Consider the following 15537-nt stretch of genomic DNA (forward strand, 5'->3'; position numbering starts at 1 on the left):
GTTTGCGGAAATACCTTCCATTCAGCGCCGTCGCGCGTGTGAGCGTTTAGCGATGCTTCCATTCGGGAGGACGTTTGGCAATAAAGGCGTCAATGCCTTCTGCCACATCCTCTGCCAGCATGTTGCAGGCCATGGTTTCACCGGCGAAGTCATAGGCATCATCAAGCGGCATGGCAAGCTGACGGGCAAACATGGCTTTACCGGTTCGCACCGCAACCGCGCTTTTCGCACAGATCTTGTCGGTTAATTCTGCCACGGCATCATCCAGACTGGCGTCATCGGCCACCCGGTTAATCAGCCCCCAGTCCAGAGCGGTGTCGGCGTCGATGAAATCGCCAGTCAAAAGCATTTCCATCGCCCGCTTACGCGCCACATTGCGTGATAGCGCCACGGCTGGCGTTGAGCAAAACAGGCCAACGTTAATGCCGGAAACCGCAAAGCGTGTACTTTGCGCCGCGACGGCCAGGTCACAGCTGGCCACCAGCTGACAGCCTGCTGCCGTGGCAACGCCCTGCACTTTGGCAATCACCGGCACCGGCAGATTAACCAGCGACTGCATCACTTGGCCGCAGCGCGCAAACAGCGTCTGGTAGTAGGCCTTGTCGGGGTTGGCGCGCATCTGCTTGAGATCATGGCCAGCACAGAACGCCTTGCCTTCTGCGGCCAGCACGACGCAGCGCACGCTGTCATCTTCGGCGATGGCGTCCAGGGCGCTTTGCAGGGCGGTGAGCATCTCTTCGGAAAGCGCGTTAAAGCTTTTCGGGGTATTCAGGGTCAGGGTAGTGACCCCATTGTGGTCATCACGCAGCACAGGGGCATTCTGAGCCGCACTGCTCGCGGAGGTTGGGGGCGTTGTTGTTGTCGTTGTTGTCATCAGGCGATACTCCATCAGCGGATAGTAAATGAGACAGTAATTGAAACGGTAAATGAGACAGTCAATGAGACGGTGGATGAAGCTGCCAGTCTAGCGCTTTCATTCAGCTCTGCGAGCCGTCTACGACGAAAGGCGGGCACCAAGCCTTAGACGGTTCTCAGGACAGCCCCTTTCAAGACTTGCGGCGGGTCTTTTTGCTCAGATCACGCCCGATGGGATGTGGTTCACCGCGCGCTTTGGCCAGATCAATCTGGCGTTGGCGGGCACGCGCTGCCTCGCGGGTTTTCTCGGGTAAGGTGTCAATACAGTGAGGGCAGCTGATACCCAGCTCAAACGCGGCGCTGGCGCGATCCTCAACCGAGAGCGGTTGACGGCAGGCGTGGCACAGGGTGTAGTCGCCTTCGCTGAGATCATGACGCACCGTAACGCGGTTATCGAACACAAAACAGTCGCCACGCCACAAGGAATCTTCCTCAGGGACTTTCTCAAGGTAGCTGAGCACGCCGCCTTTCAGGTGGTAGACGTTTTCAAAGCCTTCCTTGAGCATAAAGCTGGAGGCTTTTTCACAACGAATGCCGCCAGTGCAGAACATGGCGACCTTCTTGTGCTTTTCAGGGTCGTAATGCTCCCGCACATAGTCAGGGAACTCACGGAAGCTTGCGGTTTTCGGGTCAATCGCCCCTTCAAAACTGCCGATGCCCACTTCGTAATCGTTGCGGGTATCAATCACCAGCACCTCGGGGTCGCTGATAACGGCGTTCCAGTCTTCCGGCTCCACGTAAGTGCCCACGGTGTCGTTAGGGTCGATACCGGGCACACCCAGGGTCACGATCTCTTTTTTCAGTTTGACCTTGGTGCGGTAAAACGGCGGCACGTCGCAAAAGGACTCTTTATAGAACGCCGGATTATGGGCGATATCCGCCAGGCGCGGGTCATCACTCAGCCATGCCAGCAGGGCATCAATGCCCTCACGGCTGCCCGCAACCGTGCCATTGATGCCCTCGTTGGCCAGCAGCAAGGTTCCTTTGACATCATTCGCCAGCATTGCCTGATGCAGCGGTTCGCGCAGTGCCGCGACGTTGTCCAGGGTGACAAATTTATACATCGCCGCCACCACAATAGGCGGTGATGCGTGTGAAGCCCCGCGATCGGGCAGGTTTGAAGCGGTCATGAAAGCTCCTGATGTTCGCCCGCGTAAAGGGCGCTCCGGATGATGAAAGTCGCGCAGTTTAACGCAAGCAGAGCCTATGGCGCACCTGTCTCATCTGCACCATTCATTTAAAATGTCGTCATGATGAGGTAAGCCGTATAACCGATAAAACAGGCGAGCAGTGCCCCACCTTCTATGCGATTGATACGACCAGGCCCACGGAAGCCATACCCAAGGACAAACAGCGATAATGTCAACGCTGTCATCACGACAAGGTCTCGGCTAAGCACCTCGGGCGCGACCGCCATCGGCGATATCAGCCCGGCAATACCGACCACCGCAAGCGTGTTGAACAGATTGGACCCCAGGATATTACCTAGCGCCAGATCATGCTCCCCTTTGCGGGCGGCAATCACCGAAGAGGCGAGTTCCGGCAAAGAAGTGCCAATGGCGACAACCGTCAGGCCAATAACCAAATCACTCACGCCAAAGGTCGTCGCTAGGTCCACTGCTCCCCAAACCAGTATGCGAGAACTGATTATCAGTAAGACGAGCCCAACACCCAGCCAGAAGATGGCTTTTTTGACCGTCATTTTCTGGCTGTTGATTTCGGTTTGAACTTCCGTCGCTAACGCATCTTTTTTCTGTCTCATGCCCTGGTAAATCGACCAGCTAATCAAACCAATAAAAGCGGCCATCAGTATTAAGGCGTCGACAAACGTCAGCAGACCATCCCACAGAAGCCAGAACGTCAAAAAAGTGATCAACGTGAGTAACGGCAGCTCCTTACGCAGCACCTGAGAGTGAACCACAATCGGGCTTATCAGAGCGGTGATCCCCAGAATCAGGGCAATATTCGTAATATTAGACCCATAGGCATTGCCAAGCGCCAGGCCCGGGTTGCCCTGAGCAGCCGCCAACGCTGATACCACCATCTCTGGCGCAGAGGTACCAAACCCCACCACGACCATACCAATCAGCAAAGGAGGCATTCCAAAGTGGCTGGCCGTCACCGCAGAACCTTCGACGAAGCGATCAGCGCTCCAGACCAAGAGAACAACACCGACAATAATGGCAATTAACGCAAGCAGCATGGTGCACCTCGTTAAGCAGGATGGTGAAAATCTTCATGGAAAAGAATACCCATCAGCAAGTCGTGATTCACTCAATCAAAGGGCTAGATGCCATCCCAGGCGTCCTTGCAATAAAAACGGCCCTGATTTGGGCCGTTTTTATACACGCTATCTTATTAATAGACTAGCTGGTTTGCGAGGAATACAGCGCACGCAGTTTCAGGGTGTGATCGACCTGCTTCAAGGCTTCCAGCGCCTGAGGGCCGTAGGCTTTATCAACATCAATGACCACATAGCCGACCTTGTCATTGGTCTGCAGGTACTGGCCGGAAATATTGATGTCGTTTTCCGACAGCACACGGTTGATCTGTGACAGCACACCCGGCACGTTATCGTGAATATGCAACAGACGGTGTTTGTCAGGATGTGCGGGCAGCGCCACTTCGGGGAAGTTGACCGAGGTGACGGTCGTGCCGTTATCCGAGTAAGTGATCAGTTTCTCAGAGACTTCGATACCAATATTTTCCTGCGCTTCCAGCGTAGAACCACCAATGTGCGGGGTCAGGATGACATTTTCCAGGCCACGCAGCGGGCTTTGAAACTCTTCTTCATTGCCCTTGGGTTCAACCGGGAAGACGTCAACCGCTGCACCGTTGAGTTTACCGGCCTTAATGGCTTCCGCCAGGGATTCGATTTCCACGACGCTGCCACGCGAAGCATTAATAAAGACAGCCCCCTGCTTGATAGCAGCGATTTCCTTGGCACCAATCATCCAGCGCGTCGACGGCAAATCCGGCACGTGCAGGCTGACCACATCAGAGCGGCCAAGCAGCTCCTTCAGCGTGGCGACCTGGTTGGCGTTACCCATCCCCAGCTTGTTGACTACATCGAAATAGATGACGTTGAAACCAAGGGATTCCGCCAAGACCGAAAGCTGAGCCCCGATATTGCCATAACCGACAATCCCCAGAGTTTTGCCACGCGCCTCGTGTGAGTTTTTGGCAGACTTCAGCCAACCGCCCTGGTGGGCACGTGCATTTTTCTCAGGGATACCGCGCAGCAACATGATGGCTTCCGCCAGCACCAGCTCGGCCACTGAGCGGGTATTGGAGTACGGTGCGTTGAACACCGCAATACCACGCTTTAGGGCTGCCTGAAGATCGACCTGATTGGTGCCGATACAGAAGCAACCCACCGCCACCAGCTTTTCCGCCGCCGCGAATACCCGCTCGTTGAGCTGAGTCCGGGAGCGAATGCCGATGAAGTGCACATCGCGAACCTTCTCGATCAACGCCTCTTCATCCAGCGATGTCGGCAGGTGCTCAATGTTGCTGTAACCCGCGTTTTGGAAATTGTCCACCGCAGTCTGGTGGACGCCCTCGAGCAGCAGGATCTTGATCTTGCCTTTTTCCAGGGACGTTTTGGCCATGGCTGAATCAACCTCTTGGTCAGCGGCTCGCGCCGTGGTTCGGTTCATGAAAGGCAAATATATTAGCACACCCACCGGGAGCAAATGACACGCATTGGATGAAAAGTCTACGCCGTGAGCATGAAAACCCCACATATTGATGTCATGGTGGGCAGACGCACCCTGGGTTCCTCAGTGTATACTGTGGCCAACGTAAATCGACGGTGTTTATCAAACGCCGATAAGAGTCAGGCAGATACGGTAGGTTGGCCATGAGTGACCAAAACGCTTCTTCACAAGATTTTGCTGCCACGGTTGAGCAGCTGGAAAGCCTCGTCGAGCGACTGGAATCAGGCGCGCTGTCGCTGGAGGATTCGCTGACCGCCTTCGAGCAGGGCATTCGCCTGACACGTGAAGCTCAGCAACGTCTGGATACCGCCGAGCTGAAAGTCCGAGCGCTTAGCGAAGACAATCAGGGGCGCCCTGCGGTAACGCCGTTCGACCCGCCTGACAGCTCTGTTGAGAACGCGCCTGCGGAACAGGCACCTGCGGAAAGCGCCCCGGAACGCGACACGCCCTATAAGGATGCCCCGCCATGGTAGCCACTGAGCCATCTCTTGATACCTTGCGCGCCGCCAGCCAGAAACGCGTTGACGCAACATTGAACGCGCTGTTTGAGTCCCGCGACGCCACCGCACCACGGCTGGATGCGGCAATGCGTCACGGGCTTCTGGTGGGCGGCAAACGCTTGCGCCCGTTGCTGGTCTATCTGGCAGGCCGCGCTCTGGGGGCTGACGACGACACCCTGGATGCGCCTGCCGCCGCAATCGAGTTGATTCATGCCTACTCGCTGATTCACGATGACCTGCCGGACATGGACGATGACGACCTGCGCCGAGGCCAACCTACCGTGCACAAAGCCTACGACAACGCCACGGCGATTCTTGCCGGAGATGCATTGCAGGCGCTGGCCTTCGAAGTGCTCGCCCGTCAGCCACACCCGCGCCTGGGGGCGCTGGTGCACACGCTTGCACATGCCGCCGGACGTGAGGGTATGGTAGCCGGTCAGGTGCTTGATCTTGAAGCCGTCGGTGGGCACCCGGATGTCGCCGCCATGGCGCATATGCACGCGCACAAAACCGGCGCCCTGATTGATGCCGCCGTGCGCCTGGGCGGGTTGACGGCCGTCGACGCCAGCGACCCGCGTCTGACAGCCTTAAGCCTTTACGCTCGGTGCATCGGGCTGGCCTTTCAGATTCACGATGACATCCTGGATGTAACCGGTGACACGGCCACCCTGGGCAAGATTTCCGGCGCCGATGCCGCCCGCGCCAAGCCCACCTATCCCGGCCTGCTTGGGCTTGCCGGGGCACAGGAAAAAGCCCGCCAGCTGATTGACGAGGCGGTGGCTGCGCTGGCACCACTGGGTGATGCCGCCACCCCACTGGCGGAACTTGCCTATTATATGATCGAGCGCGACCATTGAAGGCAGCAACCGTTATCAGGATGGCGGCGAAAAAACGCCCCATGACGCGACCCCATGAAAGCGTATCGATGAAAGAGTGCCCATGAAGCTGTTTGATGAGATTCCCCGCGAGCGCCCGGCCACGCCGCTGCTCGACTCCTTTGATCATCCCGCTGCCTTGCGGGCCATGAACCTTCAGCAGCTCAACCAGCTGGCTGATGAGCTGCGCGCTTACCTGCTGTACAGCGTCGGTGTTTCCGGCGGTCACTTTGGCGCTGGCCTGGGCGTCGTGGAACTAACCGTTGCCTTGCATCACGCCTTCCACACGCCCGAAGACCGGCTGGTGTGGGATGTCGGCCATCAAGCCTATCCGCACAAAATCCTGACTGGCCGCCGCGAAGCCATGACCAGTATTCGCCAGCATGAAGGGCTGGCCGCCTTTCCACGCCGTGCGGAATCCGAATACGACACTTTTGGCGTCGGCCACTCCAGCACCTCCATTTCCGCCGCGCTAGGCATGGCCCTGGCCGCCAAGACCCAGCAGACACCGCGCCGCGTCTGCGCCATTATTGGCGATGGCGCACTCACCGCTGGCATGGCCTTTGAAGCCCTGGCTCACGCAGGCCACGTGGACGCCAATCTGCTGGTGATTCTCAACGACAACGAAATGTCGATTTCCGAGAACGTAGGCGGCATCGCCACCTATCTTGCTCGCGTGCTATCCAGCAAGCCCTATCTCAAGATGCGTGAAGAAAGCAAAAAAGTGCTTTCGCACCTGCCGGGTGCACTGGAGCTGGCACGCCGCACCGAAGAACACATGAAAGGCATGGTCAGCCCCGCCACCCTGTTTGAAGAAATGGGCTTTCACTATGTCGGCCCCATTGATGGCCATGACCTCGATGCGCTTACTCAGGTACTTGAAAACCTGCGCGACCTGGACGGCCCACAGTTTCTGCATATCAAAACCTGTAAAGGTAAAGGGTTTCTGGCAGCGGAAGCCGACCCCATCGGCTACCACGCGATTACCAAGCTTGAACGCCCCGATGCTGCCAAGACCCAGCGTCGCCCACCGTCACAACCGGCACCGCGCAAATACTGCAACGTTTTCGGTGACTGGCTGTGTGATATGGCCGCCGTTGACCCTCGCCTGATGGGAATCACCCCTGCCATGCGTGAAGGCTCCGACCTGATTCGTTTTTCACAGGAATACCCGCAGCGCTATTTTGATGTGGCCATTGCCGAGCAGCATGCGGTCACCCTGGCGGCGGGCATGGCCTGCGAGGGTATGAAACCGATTGTGGCGATTTACTCCACCTTCCTGCAGCGTGGTTACGATCAGCTGATTCACGATGTGGCGGTTCAGCACCTTGACGTGACCTTCGCCATTGACCGGGCAGGGCTGGTCGGTGAAGACGGCCCGACTCACCATGGCAGCCTGGATATTTCCTACCTGCGCTGCGTACCCGGCATGGTCCTTCTGACACCGGCCGATGAAGCCGAATGCCGCGCCATGCTCAGCGCAGCCTACCACCACCCAGGACCTGCGGCAGTGCGTTACCCACGTGGCACAGGGCCTGGTAGTGACATCCCCGCGCACCTTGACCCAATCCCCATTGGTGAAGCGCACGTTCGCCGCATCAGCCAGACCGACGGTACGCGCATTGCGATACTCGCCTTCGGCAGCCTCAATACCGCCGCTGCCGACGTCGCCGAACGCCTGGATGCCACCCATATCAATATGCGCTGCGTGAAACCGCTGGACCGTGATGCCGTTCTGCATGCCGCTGATGAGCATGAACTTCTCGTCACACTGGAAGAGAATGTGGTGGCAGGTGGTGCAGGCAGCGCCGTCAATGAACTACTCGCCGCCGAAGGGGTTCAGATAGAGGTGCTCAACCTCGGCCTACCGGACGCATTTGTGGAACACGGCACGCCAGCCGAGCTGATCCGCGACTGCGGCCTGAATGCTGAAGGCATCGAACGCGCTATCCGCGCTCGATTGGCGTAAATTTTTATCTTTTAGACAGTTGAGAGTGTCATGTTATTTCTGATTATTATATTTGGCCTGATTGGTCTGGCCTTTGGTGGCTTTATTGGCCTGCTGATCGGTGCCGGGCTGGGCTGGGGGTTGGGGCGATATATTGGCCGCCGCCTGAACGCCGCACGCATGAAGATTCAGGAAGGCTTTCTGGAATCGATTTTTTCGGTCATGGGCTGCTTGTGCCAGGCCGACGGCCACGTGTCCGAAGGGGAGCTGAGTGTCGCCGAAAAACTCTTCGACCAGATGCGCCTGCAGGGCGCGGCCCGCGCTAAAGCCAAGGCAGCCTTTGAGCGTGGCCGCGCGGATGATTTTGATCTGGAAGCAGAGCTGGCCAACGTTAACCGCCTGACCCAGCGACAGCCGACATTGCGTCAGGTCTTCCTGCAAGTGCAGTTGACGGCGATTGCCGCCGACGGCGAGCTTCACCCTGCCGAGCACGACATGATCCTCCGCGTTGCCCGAGGCGTTGGCTGCAGCGACGCTGAAGTACGCCAGATTGAAGCCATGCTCCACGGTGCCGCTGCCAACTCCCAGGGAGCCAGCGAAGAAGCGCTGAAAGATGCCTATCAGGTGCTTGGTGTATCGGACGAGGCAAGCGATGCCGAGATCAAGAAAGCCTATCGACGCCTGATGAGCCAGAACCACCCGGATAAACTGGCCGGCAAAGGCCTGCCGGAAAGCATGCGTGAAGTGGCCCAGGCCCGCACCAGCGAGATCGGTAACGCCTATGAGCGTATTCGCGCTGCACGCGATAGCTAAACTGTATTCTCTTCAGGATCATCCCGGCGATGAAAACATCACCATTGCAAAGCAAAAGGAATGGATATGATCACACTCTATACCTATCCGAAATCTCGCTCGCTGCGGGCCACCTGGACACTTGAAGAACTCGGCCAGGACTACCGTTGCCAACATATAGCACTGGAAAAAGGCGAAGGCCAGTCCGCTGAGCACCTGGCCCGCCATCCGGATGGCAAAGTGCCGGTATTGGAAGACGGCGAGTTGACGCTATTTGAATCCGCGCCTATATGCCGTTATCTGGCGGAGCAATACGGTAATGGCAGCCTGCTGCCAACCGATGCCAAAGAGCGGGCACAGGTGGACCAATGGTTAAGCTTTATCGTCACTGAAATTGAACAGCCGCTGTGGTTTCAGGCCAAACATACCTTTGCCCTGCCCCGTGAAAAGCGTGTACCAGCCGTTCTGCCGACGGCCGCCTGGGAATTCCAGCGCGCCCTGCTCGCCCTTGAGCGACGCTTTCATGGTCAGGAAGTGCTGGTCGGCGACACCTTCACGCTGGCAGATCTGTTCCTGGCCCAGACCCTGTCATGGGCAACCAGCATGAAACATCGCCTGCCCGAGCCCCTGAACACCTACCGCAAGCAGCACATGCAGCGACCAGCCATTGCGCGCGCCATGCAAAAAGAACAGGCCGCAGCAGACGCGGCGTCTTGATCTGGTGGAGTTTTAGCCATACAGGTACTTGCCGCCGTTGTGGCGGTATAGCCTCACTCGACCAGATATCGAGCTCAAGAAAACCTATCAACGCCTGATAAGCCAGAATCACCCGGATAAACTGGCAGATAAAAATCTGCTGGATAAAAGCATGCGCGAAAAGTGGCCCAGACCCAACCAGCGAAATTAGTAACGCCTACAAAAAACGTTTCCACACGACAGTGACGTTGCTCTTGTAAAGTTTTACACGCCAAAATGTTACCGAAAGTAAAAATAACACTGGCAGCCTGACCCGCTTCGTCTAATCTTAATCTGGAACTCACCACTGGCCCGCCTTAGCAGATGATGAAGGCTCACACTTACCTCTACCAGATTGGCTAATTATTAGCCATTGGGCCAGCGCGTAAATCCCAGACGTTAAAGGACCTGACGCAGTCAGTAGCATTTTAGGGATGGATACTCACCGTTTTTAACCTATTGGCTCTGCTTGCTGATTCTGAGGGTATAACAATGACAACACATCATGACGGCAGCGATTATCTGTCACGCTCCACCTCCTTTATTGTTTCAGGTCCCGTTAACACACGAGTGGAAATCACCGAACAGAATGACGGCACACTGCGGCTCGACCTGACTGTTCTGGGTTCCGGTCTACTGGGGGATTTACGGGGTTTCTTTTTTGACCTGAATGATCTGGATGCCAGTCAGGCGCAGCTTGCCGTGACAGGTATTGACGGTAGTGAGGAGTTACTGACGTCAAGCCGGATAGCGGAGGGAAAGGTCGACAGTGTCCGGGGAGACGTCAACATGAAGGGGTCTGCCGTGAAGCAGACCGGAAAATTTGACGTCGGTGTCGCCTTTGGCACACCAGGCATGGGCAAGGATGATGTTTCTTCCGCCAGTTTCATTCTTTCCTCTGACAGTATGGCGCTATCATTGGACAGCCTTGATCTGGCTGATCTTGGTCTGCGTTATACCTCTGTCGGCGATACCGATCACCGGTCCGGCAGTGAGAAAATCGTAGGTATGACCAGCGGCGTGGCAAGAAACGATGCCTTCGAGGTCGATGAAAATTCCAGCAATACCCTTGATCTGCTGGTTAACGACAGCAACGGCATTCTTGCCGATGGCACCCGTAAAACCGTGATCGCCGTCGAAGATGCAGACGGACTCCTCGCTCTGGAAGACGATGGTTTCCAGCGACTGGTGGTGATCGATGGCCTTGAACTTGGCACCTTGACCGTCTCAGAAGACGGCGTTGCATCCTTTGAAGCGGATGGTGCGGATATTGACCGGCTTGGACATGATGCCATTCGTACCTACCGCTTTGCCTATCAGACGCAATCCCAGGAAGGCAACCTGGCCTCAGCTGCCGTCGAAATCACCATTGATGGCCAGAACGACCAGCCGATTGCCCAGAACCTTGCGTTCTCGGTAGATGAAGATGACGCCTTTGATCCGCGCGACCCATCTCTGATCGGCGATGGTGTAACCGGCTCCTTTCTGGCCAGCGATATCGATATTGGCGACACCCTGAGCTATGCGATCATCTCCGCACCCACGGACGCCTTTGGCAACCAGTATGGTGAGGTGGTCAACAACGGTAATGGCACCTTCACCTTTAATCCGCGCGATAATTTCCAGTTTCTGGATGAGGGTGAGTCGCGTGACGTCACCTTTGATTATGTGGCCATCGATGATTCGGGCGTAGGCACCAGCCCAACCGCTCCTGAAGAGAGCGATACCTCCGCCCCAAAAACCGTCACGATAACCGTTAACGGTTCCGACGATGCTCCTTTACAGGTGACAGATCAACTGCTTTTCCAGACCGAAAACCAGTCGATGTTCGGTACCGGTGAGGCTCTTATTCTTCAGCCGGACCTTCCTTTTCTGGGCTTTGATACCGGCAACCTCAGTCTGGATGCCACCATTATCCCCAGCTACACTTTTTCCGGGGATGTGCTCGATGGCATCTTTGAAGGGATCGAGGTCATAGCCCAGGCCTTCGCCGATCTAGGCTGCGAAATTGGCAGCTGGTTCGGCGCCGACTGCGAGGCGGATATTGACCTGCCGGATTCCATTACCACGCCAAGGGTAGGCACCAGCGGCTATCTGGATGCCAGGGTAGGGCTTCAGCCGTATTTCTATTTCAACTCCGGCGAGGTGGACAGCGAGATTCCCGTGGATATCCGCTTTCAGTTCCCACGCCAGGTGGAAGCCAGTGACACCTTCCAGATCGACAGCATCTACTCACTGGATGGCGGCGCCAATTTCACCACCATGAGCCCCAATGTCAATTTTGGCATGGATTTCGTCTTTGACCTCGACACCCGGCTTGATGTCCTGCTGGGATCCTCCACCCTTAACCTGTTCAACTTTGATACTGGAGGCATTACCGGTTTTGAGGGCAGTCTGGGTGAGCCTGGTTTCAATATTTTTGACTTCAATGCCGAGGATGACCTGGAAACCTCGATTGATTTGGGGAGACTGGCAACGCTTGATCTCAACTTCCCTGTGATCGAAACAACCGGCGAACTTGACCCACCCGGATCAAATACCCTCACTAGCGAAGGCGAGGATGATGTTGCCGTGCTGGATATTGATGTTGATGCTGTGGTGTCGCAAATTATCCAGTCGGCCACAGGCGTCCCCATCCAGTTCGGCGATTCCGGCAGCGAAGGGCTCACTATTGATGTCGCGGGCGCATCCCTGAACCTGATATCACTTGAATATGATTGGGATCTTTTTACAGTCAACCTCATCACCACGCTCAAGGCGATTCAGGAATTCGAACTGGAGGTCATGGACCTTCCGTTGATGGCCATGCTGGAAGATGGCTCAACGATTAACGGATTCTCCCTGGGCGATTCCATCACTGTCGGGGAGTTGAGTGGTTTCGACGCGGACGTTGACGGCAACGCCGACGGTCTGATCGACTTCATGGTCGATGTGGACATGGAAGCTGTCTTCAGCAATCTTTCGACGCTAGGACTGGATATGGATCTGTTCACTGGGCTGTTGCGCTTTGATGCCGGCATTACCTCAGACTTTGCCGACAATCTGCCTACTTTCAGCCTCTTCGATCCGAACGGCGATGATGGCGGCTTCCTGTTGTCCGAAACCACCAGCCTAGTGTCGGATGTGCCACTGGCGACCCTGTTTGAGGATGATTTTGACCTGGTAGGCTGGAACAACCCTCAGTCAACACAGCTGCTTTATGATGTCGCCTGACACCTTATTTTGACGGGCATCTCCTGGCGGGCATCACCGGCCTTAAGGTTTGCGCTCGATATCCACGTCGCTGGCGTGCTGGAAGTCTTCGAGCGCCATCATGTGGCCGAGCTTGCCTGCCTTGGTGGTCAGGTAGTGCTCGTTGTGTGGGTTCAGCCCGGTGGTAATCGGCAGGCGTTCGACGACGTTGACGCCATCGCGGGTCAGCGCATCCACTTTGCGGGGGTTGTTGGTCATCAACTTGAGGGCGGTGATGCCCAGGTGATCAAGCATCGGGACGCATAGATCGTAGCGGCGCATATCCGCGCCGAAGCCCAGGCGTTCATTGGCTTCTACCGTATCCGCGCCTTCATCCTGCAGGTGGTAGGCGCGAATTTTGTTAAGCAGGCCAATGCCACGCCCTTCCTGGCGGAGATACAACAGAACACCCCGCCCTTCCGCCGCAATACGCTTGAGCGCTTCCTGCAGCTGATAACCGCAGTCGCAGCGCATGGAAAACAGCGCATCGCCGGTCAGACATTCAGAGTGAACGCGCCCTAATACAGGCGGGTCGCCAGCCACATCGCCCAGCGTCAGGGCAATGTGATCTTTACCGGTGGCATCATCTTCGAAGCCGTGCATGGTAAAAGTTGCCCACGGTGTGGGCAGACGGGAAGCAGCAATAAAGCGAATCGTCACAGGTTACCTCGGTGTCAGCACACCCGTTCAGGCCAAGCGTGTCAAAGTTGACTAGCATTTTATCAGGAAGTTACTGCCTTTGCCGCGCATTCGCCATCCTCTGGCCATATCATCTGGCGGCCTTGCTACCCTATAATTGCGTCACTGTTTACTTTTCCAAGAGTCCTGTTTATGACGTCAGCGTTAAAGAATGACCGTTTCCTGCGCGCCCTGGCCCGCCAGCCCGTCGACCGTACCCCCGTCTGGATGATGCGTCAGGCCGGCCGCTACCTGCCGGAATACCGCGCCAGCCGTGCCGATGCGGGCAGTTTTATGGATCTATGCCGCAATCAGGATCTGGCCTGTGAAGTCACCATGCAGCCGCTGGAGCGCTACCCGCTGGACGCCGCCATTCTGTTTTCCGATATTCTGACCATCCCGGATGCCATGGACCTGGGGCTGTATTTCGTGACCGGCGAAGGCCCGAAATTCAGGAAAACCGTGCGCACCCCTGCCGAAGTCGACGCGCTGAAAGTGCCCGATGCCGAGCGCGACCTTGATTATGTGATGAACGCGGTGTCGACCATCCGCCGCGAACTTAACGGCAGTGTTCCGCTGATTGGCTTTTCCGGCAGCCCCTGGACGCTGGCGACCTACATGGTCGAAGGCAGCTCCAGCAAGGATTTCCGCCACGTTAAAGCCATGCTGTATGACACACCGGATGCCATGCATCAGCTGCTCGACAAGCTGGCTTATGCCGTCACCGATTACCTGAATGCGCAGATTCGCGCAGGCGCCCAGGCCGTGCAGATCTTCGATACCTGGGGTGGCACGCTTTCCACACCGGCCTATCGTGAGTTCTCGCTGCGCTATATGGAACAGATTGTTGCCGGGCTGATCCGCGATCATGACGGTCGCCGTGTGCCAGTCATTCTGTTTACCAAAAATGGCGGCCAGTGGTTGGAAGACATTGCCTGCGCGGGTGCCGATGCGCTTGGGCTGGACTGGTCCACCGAGCTTTCAGACGCCCGCGCACGGGTGGGCCATAAGGTCGCGCTGCAAGGCAATCTTGATCCGAACGTGCTGTTCGCTCGTCCTTCCGCCATTCGGGCCGAAGTGGCACGGGTGCTGGAAAGCTATGGCCACGGCCCTGGCCATGTGTTCAACCTGGGCCACGGCATCAGCCAGTTCACCAACCCGGACAACGTGACCGCCTTTATGGAGGCGCTTCACGAGCTTAGCCCTCAATATCATCGGGAGATCAGTGTTCAATGAGCCAGCTCGAAGACACTCAGTGGTTTACGGAAATCTTTGATCATCACGGCAGTGCTTTCTCACTGAAAATCCGCGAGAAACTGCTTGATGTACAGAGCCCTTACCAGCACCTTGAAGTGTATGCGACCGAGACGTTTGGCAACCTGTTGGTGCTGGATGGCTGTGTGATGCTGACGGATCGCGACAATTTCCTGTATCACGAAATGATTGCCCACCCGGCGCTCTTCACTCACCAGGACCCTAAGCGGGTGGTGATTATTGGCGGCGGCGACTGCGGCACCCTGAAAGAAGTGCTGCGCCATCCAGGCGTTGAAAAAGTGACCCAGATCGATATCGATGAAGAAGTCACCAAAGCCTCTGAACGCTTCTTTCCTGCGCTGGTAGAGGCCAATGGCGACCCCAGGGCCGAGCTGCTGTTTGCCGACGGCGTCAAGTGGGTGGATGAGGCGGCTGATGAGAGCATTGATGTTCTGATCATCGATTCCACCGACCCGGTCGGCCCCGCCGAAGGGCTGTTCAAGACCGATTTTCTGAGGCGCTGCCACCGCATTCTGAAAAGCGGCGGTGTCATGGTCCAGCAGAGCGAGTCTCCGCTTTACCACAGCGGCTCGATCATCCGCGAACTGCGTCACGATATGCGCGAAGCGGGTTTCGATAGTGTCGCAACCCTGCCTTTCCCACAGCCGGTGTATCCTTCTGGCTGGTGGAGCGTCACTCTGGCAGGTAAAGGCCTGAATGTGGAAGATTTCCGCGAACAAGCCGCCGCCGAGCACGAAATGCCGCTACAGTACTACACAGACGATGCTCACCGTGGTGCGCTGGCACTGCCGCCGTTCATGCGTAACGCCTTCGACTGAACACAGATACGCATCGCCAGGGCCGGGCATTGTCCGGCCTCTTTATAGGCT

13 protein-coding genes are annotated in these 15537 nt (G+C 56.7%); 8 read left to right on the forward strand and 5 right to left on the reverse strand.

From position 1 onward, the window contains the following. Positions 1 to 46: 46 nt before the first annotated feature. From ACU6TU_RS16025 to serA, 4 genes are all read right to left on the reverse strand, one after another. Complete coding sequence (locus ACU6TU_RS16025) at positions 47 to 874, reverse strand: enoyl-CoA hydratase (protein ID WP_447142367.1); 828 nt, start codon at positions 872 to 874, stop codon at positions 47 to 49. A 172-nt stretch (positions 875 to 1046) separates the two neighbouring features. Continuing rightward, positions 1047 to 2045, reverse strand: a complete 999-nt coding sequence (gene trhO, locus ACU6TU_RS16030; RefSeq protein WP_447142368.1) for an oxygen-dependent tRNA uridine(34) hydroxylase TrhO — start codon at positions 2043 to 2045, stop codon at positions 1047 to 1049. A gap of 107 nt (positions 2046 to 2152) precedes the next feature. Continuing rightward, the gene (locus ACU6TU_RS16035; protein WP_447142369.1) at positions 2153 to 3118 is read right to left on the reverse strand and encodes a calcium/sodium antiporter; all 966 of its coding nucleotides are present in this window, start codon (positions 3116 to 3118) and stop codon (positions 2153 to 2155) included. Between the two features lie 163 nt (positions 3119 to 3281). Continuing rightward, entirely contained in the window at positions 3282 to 4526 is a 1245-nt protein-coding gene (gene serA / locus ACU6TU_RS16040; protein ID WP_447142370.1) for a phosphoglycerate dehydrogenase, read from the reverse strand. 251 nt (positions 4527 to 4777) lie between these two features. Here serA and ACU6TU_RS16045 point away from each other — a divergent pair, with 251 nt between their 5' ends. The 6 genes from ACU6TU_RS16045 (at position 4778) to ACU6TU_RS16070 (ending at position 12697) form a co-directional block, all read left to right on the forward strand. Next, complete coding sequence (locus ACU6TU_RS16045) at positions 4778 to 5107, forward strand: exodeoxyribonuclease VII small subunit (protein ID WP_447142371.1); 330 nt, start codon at positions 4778 to 4780, stop codon at positions 5105 to 5107. Next, positions 5101 to 5991 carry a farnesyl diphosphate synthase gene (locus ACU6TU_RS16050; RefSeq protein ID WP_447142372.1) on the forward strand — a complete coding sequence of 297 codons (891 nt, stop codon included), beginning with the start codon at positions 5101 to 5103 and terminating at the stop codon, positions 5989 to 5991. Before ACU6TU_RS16045 ends, ACU6TU_RS16050 begins: the two co-directional genes overlap by 7 nt. Positions 5992 to 6073: 82 nt before the next feature. Further along, the gene (gene dxs / locus ACU6TU_RS16055; RefSeq protein WP_447142373.1) at positions 6074 to 7978 is read left to right on the forward strand and encodes a 1-deoxy-D-xylulose-5-phosphate synthase; all 1905 of its coding nucleotides are present in this window, start codon (positions 6074 to 6076) and stop codon (positions 7976 to 7978) included. A gap of 30 nt (positions 7979 to 8008) precedes the next feature. Next, entirely contained in the window at positions 8009 to 8770 is a 762-nt protein-coding gene (gene djlA / locus ACU6TU_RS16060) for a co-chaperone DjlA (RefSeq protein WP_447142374.1), read from the forward strand. 66 nt (positions 8771 to 8836) lie between these two features. Further along, positions 8837 to 9466, forward strand: coding sequence for a glutathione S-transferase family protein (locus tag ACU6TU_RS16065; RefSeq protein WP_447142375.1), 630 nt, complete (start codon positions 8837 to 8839; stop codon positions 9464 to 9466). Positions 9467 to 9976: 510 nt separating this feature from the next. Further along, positions 9977 to 12697 carry a VCBS domain-containing protein gene (locus tag ACU6TU_RS16070; RefSeq protein ID WP_447142376.1) on the forward strand — a complete coding sequence of 907 codons (2721 nt, stop codon included), beginning with the start codon at positions 9977 to 9979 and terminating at the stop codon, positions 12695 to 12697. 42 nt (positions 12698 to 12739) lie between these two features. Here ACU6TU_RS16070 and ribA read toward each other — a convergent pair whose 3' ends face one another. Beyond that, entirely contained in the window at positions 12740 to 13375 is a 636-nt protein-coding gene (gene ribA, locus ACU6TU_RS16075; protein ID WP_447142377.1) for a GTP cyclohydrolase II, read from the reverse strand. 171 nt (positions 13376 to 13546) lie between these two features. On the opposite strand from ribA, the gene hemE reads away from it, so the two are divergent. Further along, complete coding sequence (hemE, locus tag ACU6TU_RS16080) at positions 13547 to 14629, forward strand: uroporphyrinogen decarboxylase (protein ID WP_447142378.1); 1083 nt, start codon at positions 13547 to 13549, stop codon at positions 14627 to 14629. Further along, positions 14626 to 15486: a polyamine aminopropyltransferase gene (gene speE, locus ACU6TU_RS16085; protein WP_447142379.1), complete on the forward strand. Its 861-nt coding sequence runs from the start codon at positions 14626 to 14628 to the stop codon at positions 15484 to 15486. Before hemE ends, speE begins: the two co-directional genes overlap by 4 nt. Positions 15487 to 15537 lie beyond the last annotated feature (51 nt).

This window comes from Halomonas sp. LS-001 (assembly GCF_052983955.1).

Excerpts from the sequence above, each read along its gene's own strand:
- ACU6TU_RS16025 (WP_447142367.1), bottom strand. The coding sequence starts at position 874 with ATGACAACAACGACAACAACAACGCCCCCAACCTCCGCGAGCAGTGCG.
- trhO (WP_447142368.1), bottom strand. The coding sequence starts at position 2,045 with ATGACCGCTTCAAACCTGCCCGATCGCGGGGCTTCACACGCATCACCG.
- ACU6TU_RS16035 (WP_447142369.1), bottom strand. The coding sequence starts at position 3,118 with ATGCTGCTTGCGTTAATTGCCATTATTGTCGGTGTTGTTCTCTTGGTC.
- serA (WP_447142370.1), bottom strand. The coding sequence starts at position 4,526 with ATGGCCAAAACGTCCCTGGAAAAAGGCAAGATCAAGATCCTGCTGCTC.
- ACU6TU_RS16045 (WP_447142371.1), top strand. The coding sequence starts at position 4,778 with ATGAGTGACCAAAACGCTTCTTCACAAGATTTTGCTGCCACGGTTGAG.
- ACU6TU_RS16050 (WP_447142372.1), top strand. The coding sequence starts at position 5,101 with ATGGTAGCCACTGAGCCATCTCTTGATACCTTGCGCGCCGCCAGCCAG.
- dxs (WP_447142373.1), top strand. The coding sequence starts at position 6,074 with ATGAAGCTGTTTGATGAGATTCCCCGCGAGCGCCCGGCCACGCCGCTG.
- djlA (WP_447142374.1), top strand. The coding sequence starts at position 8,009 with ATGTTATTTCTGATTATTATATTTGGCCTGATTGGTCTGGCCTTTGGT.
- ACU6TU_RS16065 (WP_447142375.1), top strand. The coding sequence starts at position 8,837 with ATGATCACACTCTATACCTATCCGAAATCTCGCTCGCTGCGGGCCACC.
- ACU6TU_RS16070 (WP_447142376.1), top strand. The coding sequence starts at position 9,977 with ATGACAACACATCATGACGGCAGCGATTATCTGTCACGCTCCACCTCC.
- hemE (WP_447142378.1), top strand. The coding sequence starts at position 13,547 with ATGACGTCAGCGTTAAAGAATGACCGTTTCCTGCGCGCCCTGGCCCGC.
- speE (WP_447142379.1), top strand. The coding sequence starts at position 14,626 with ATGAGCCAGCTCGAAGACACTCAGTGGTTTACGGAAATCTTTGATCAT.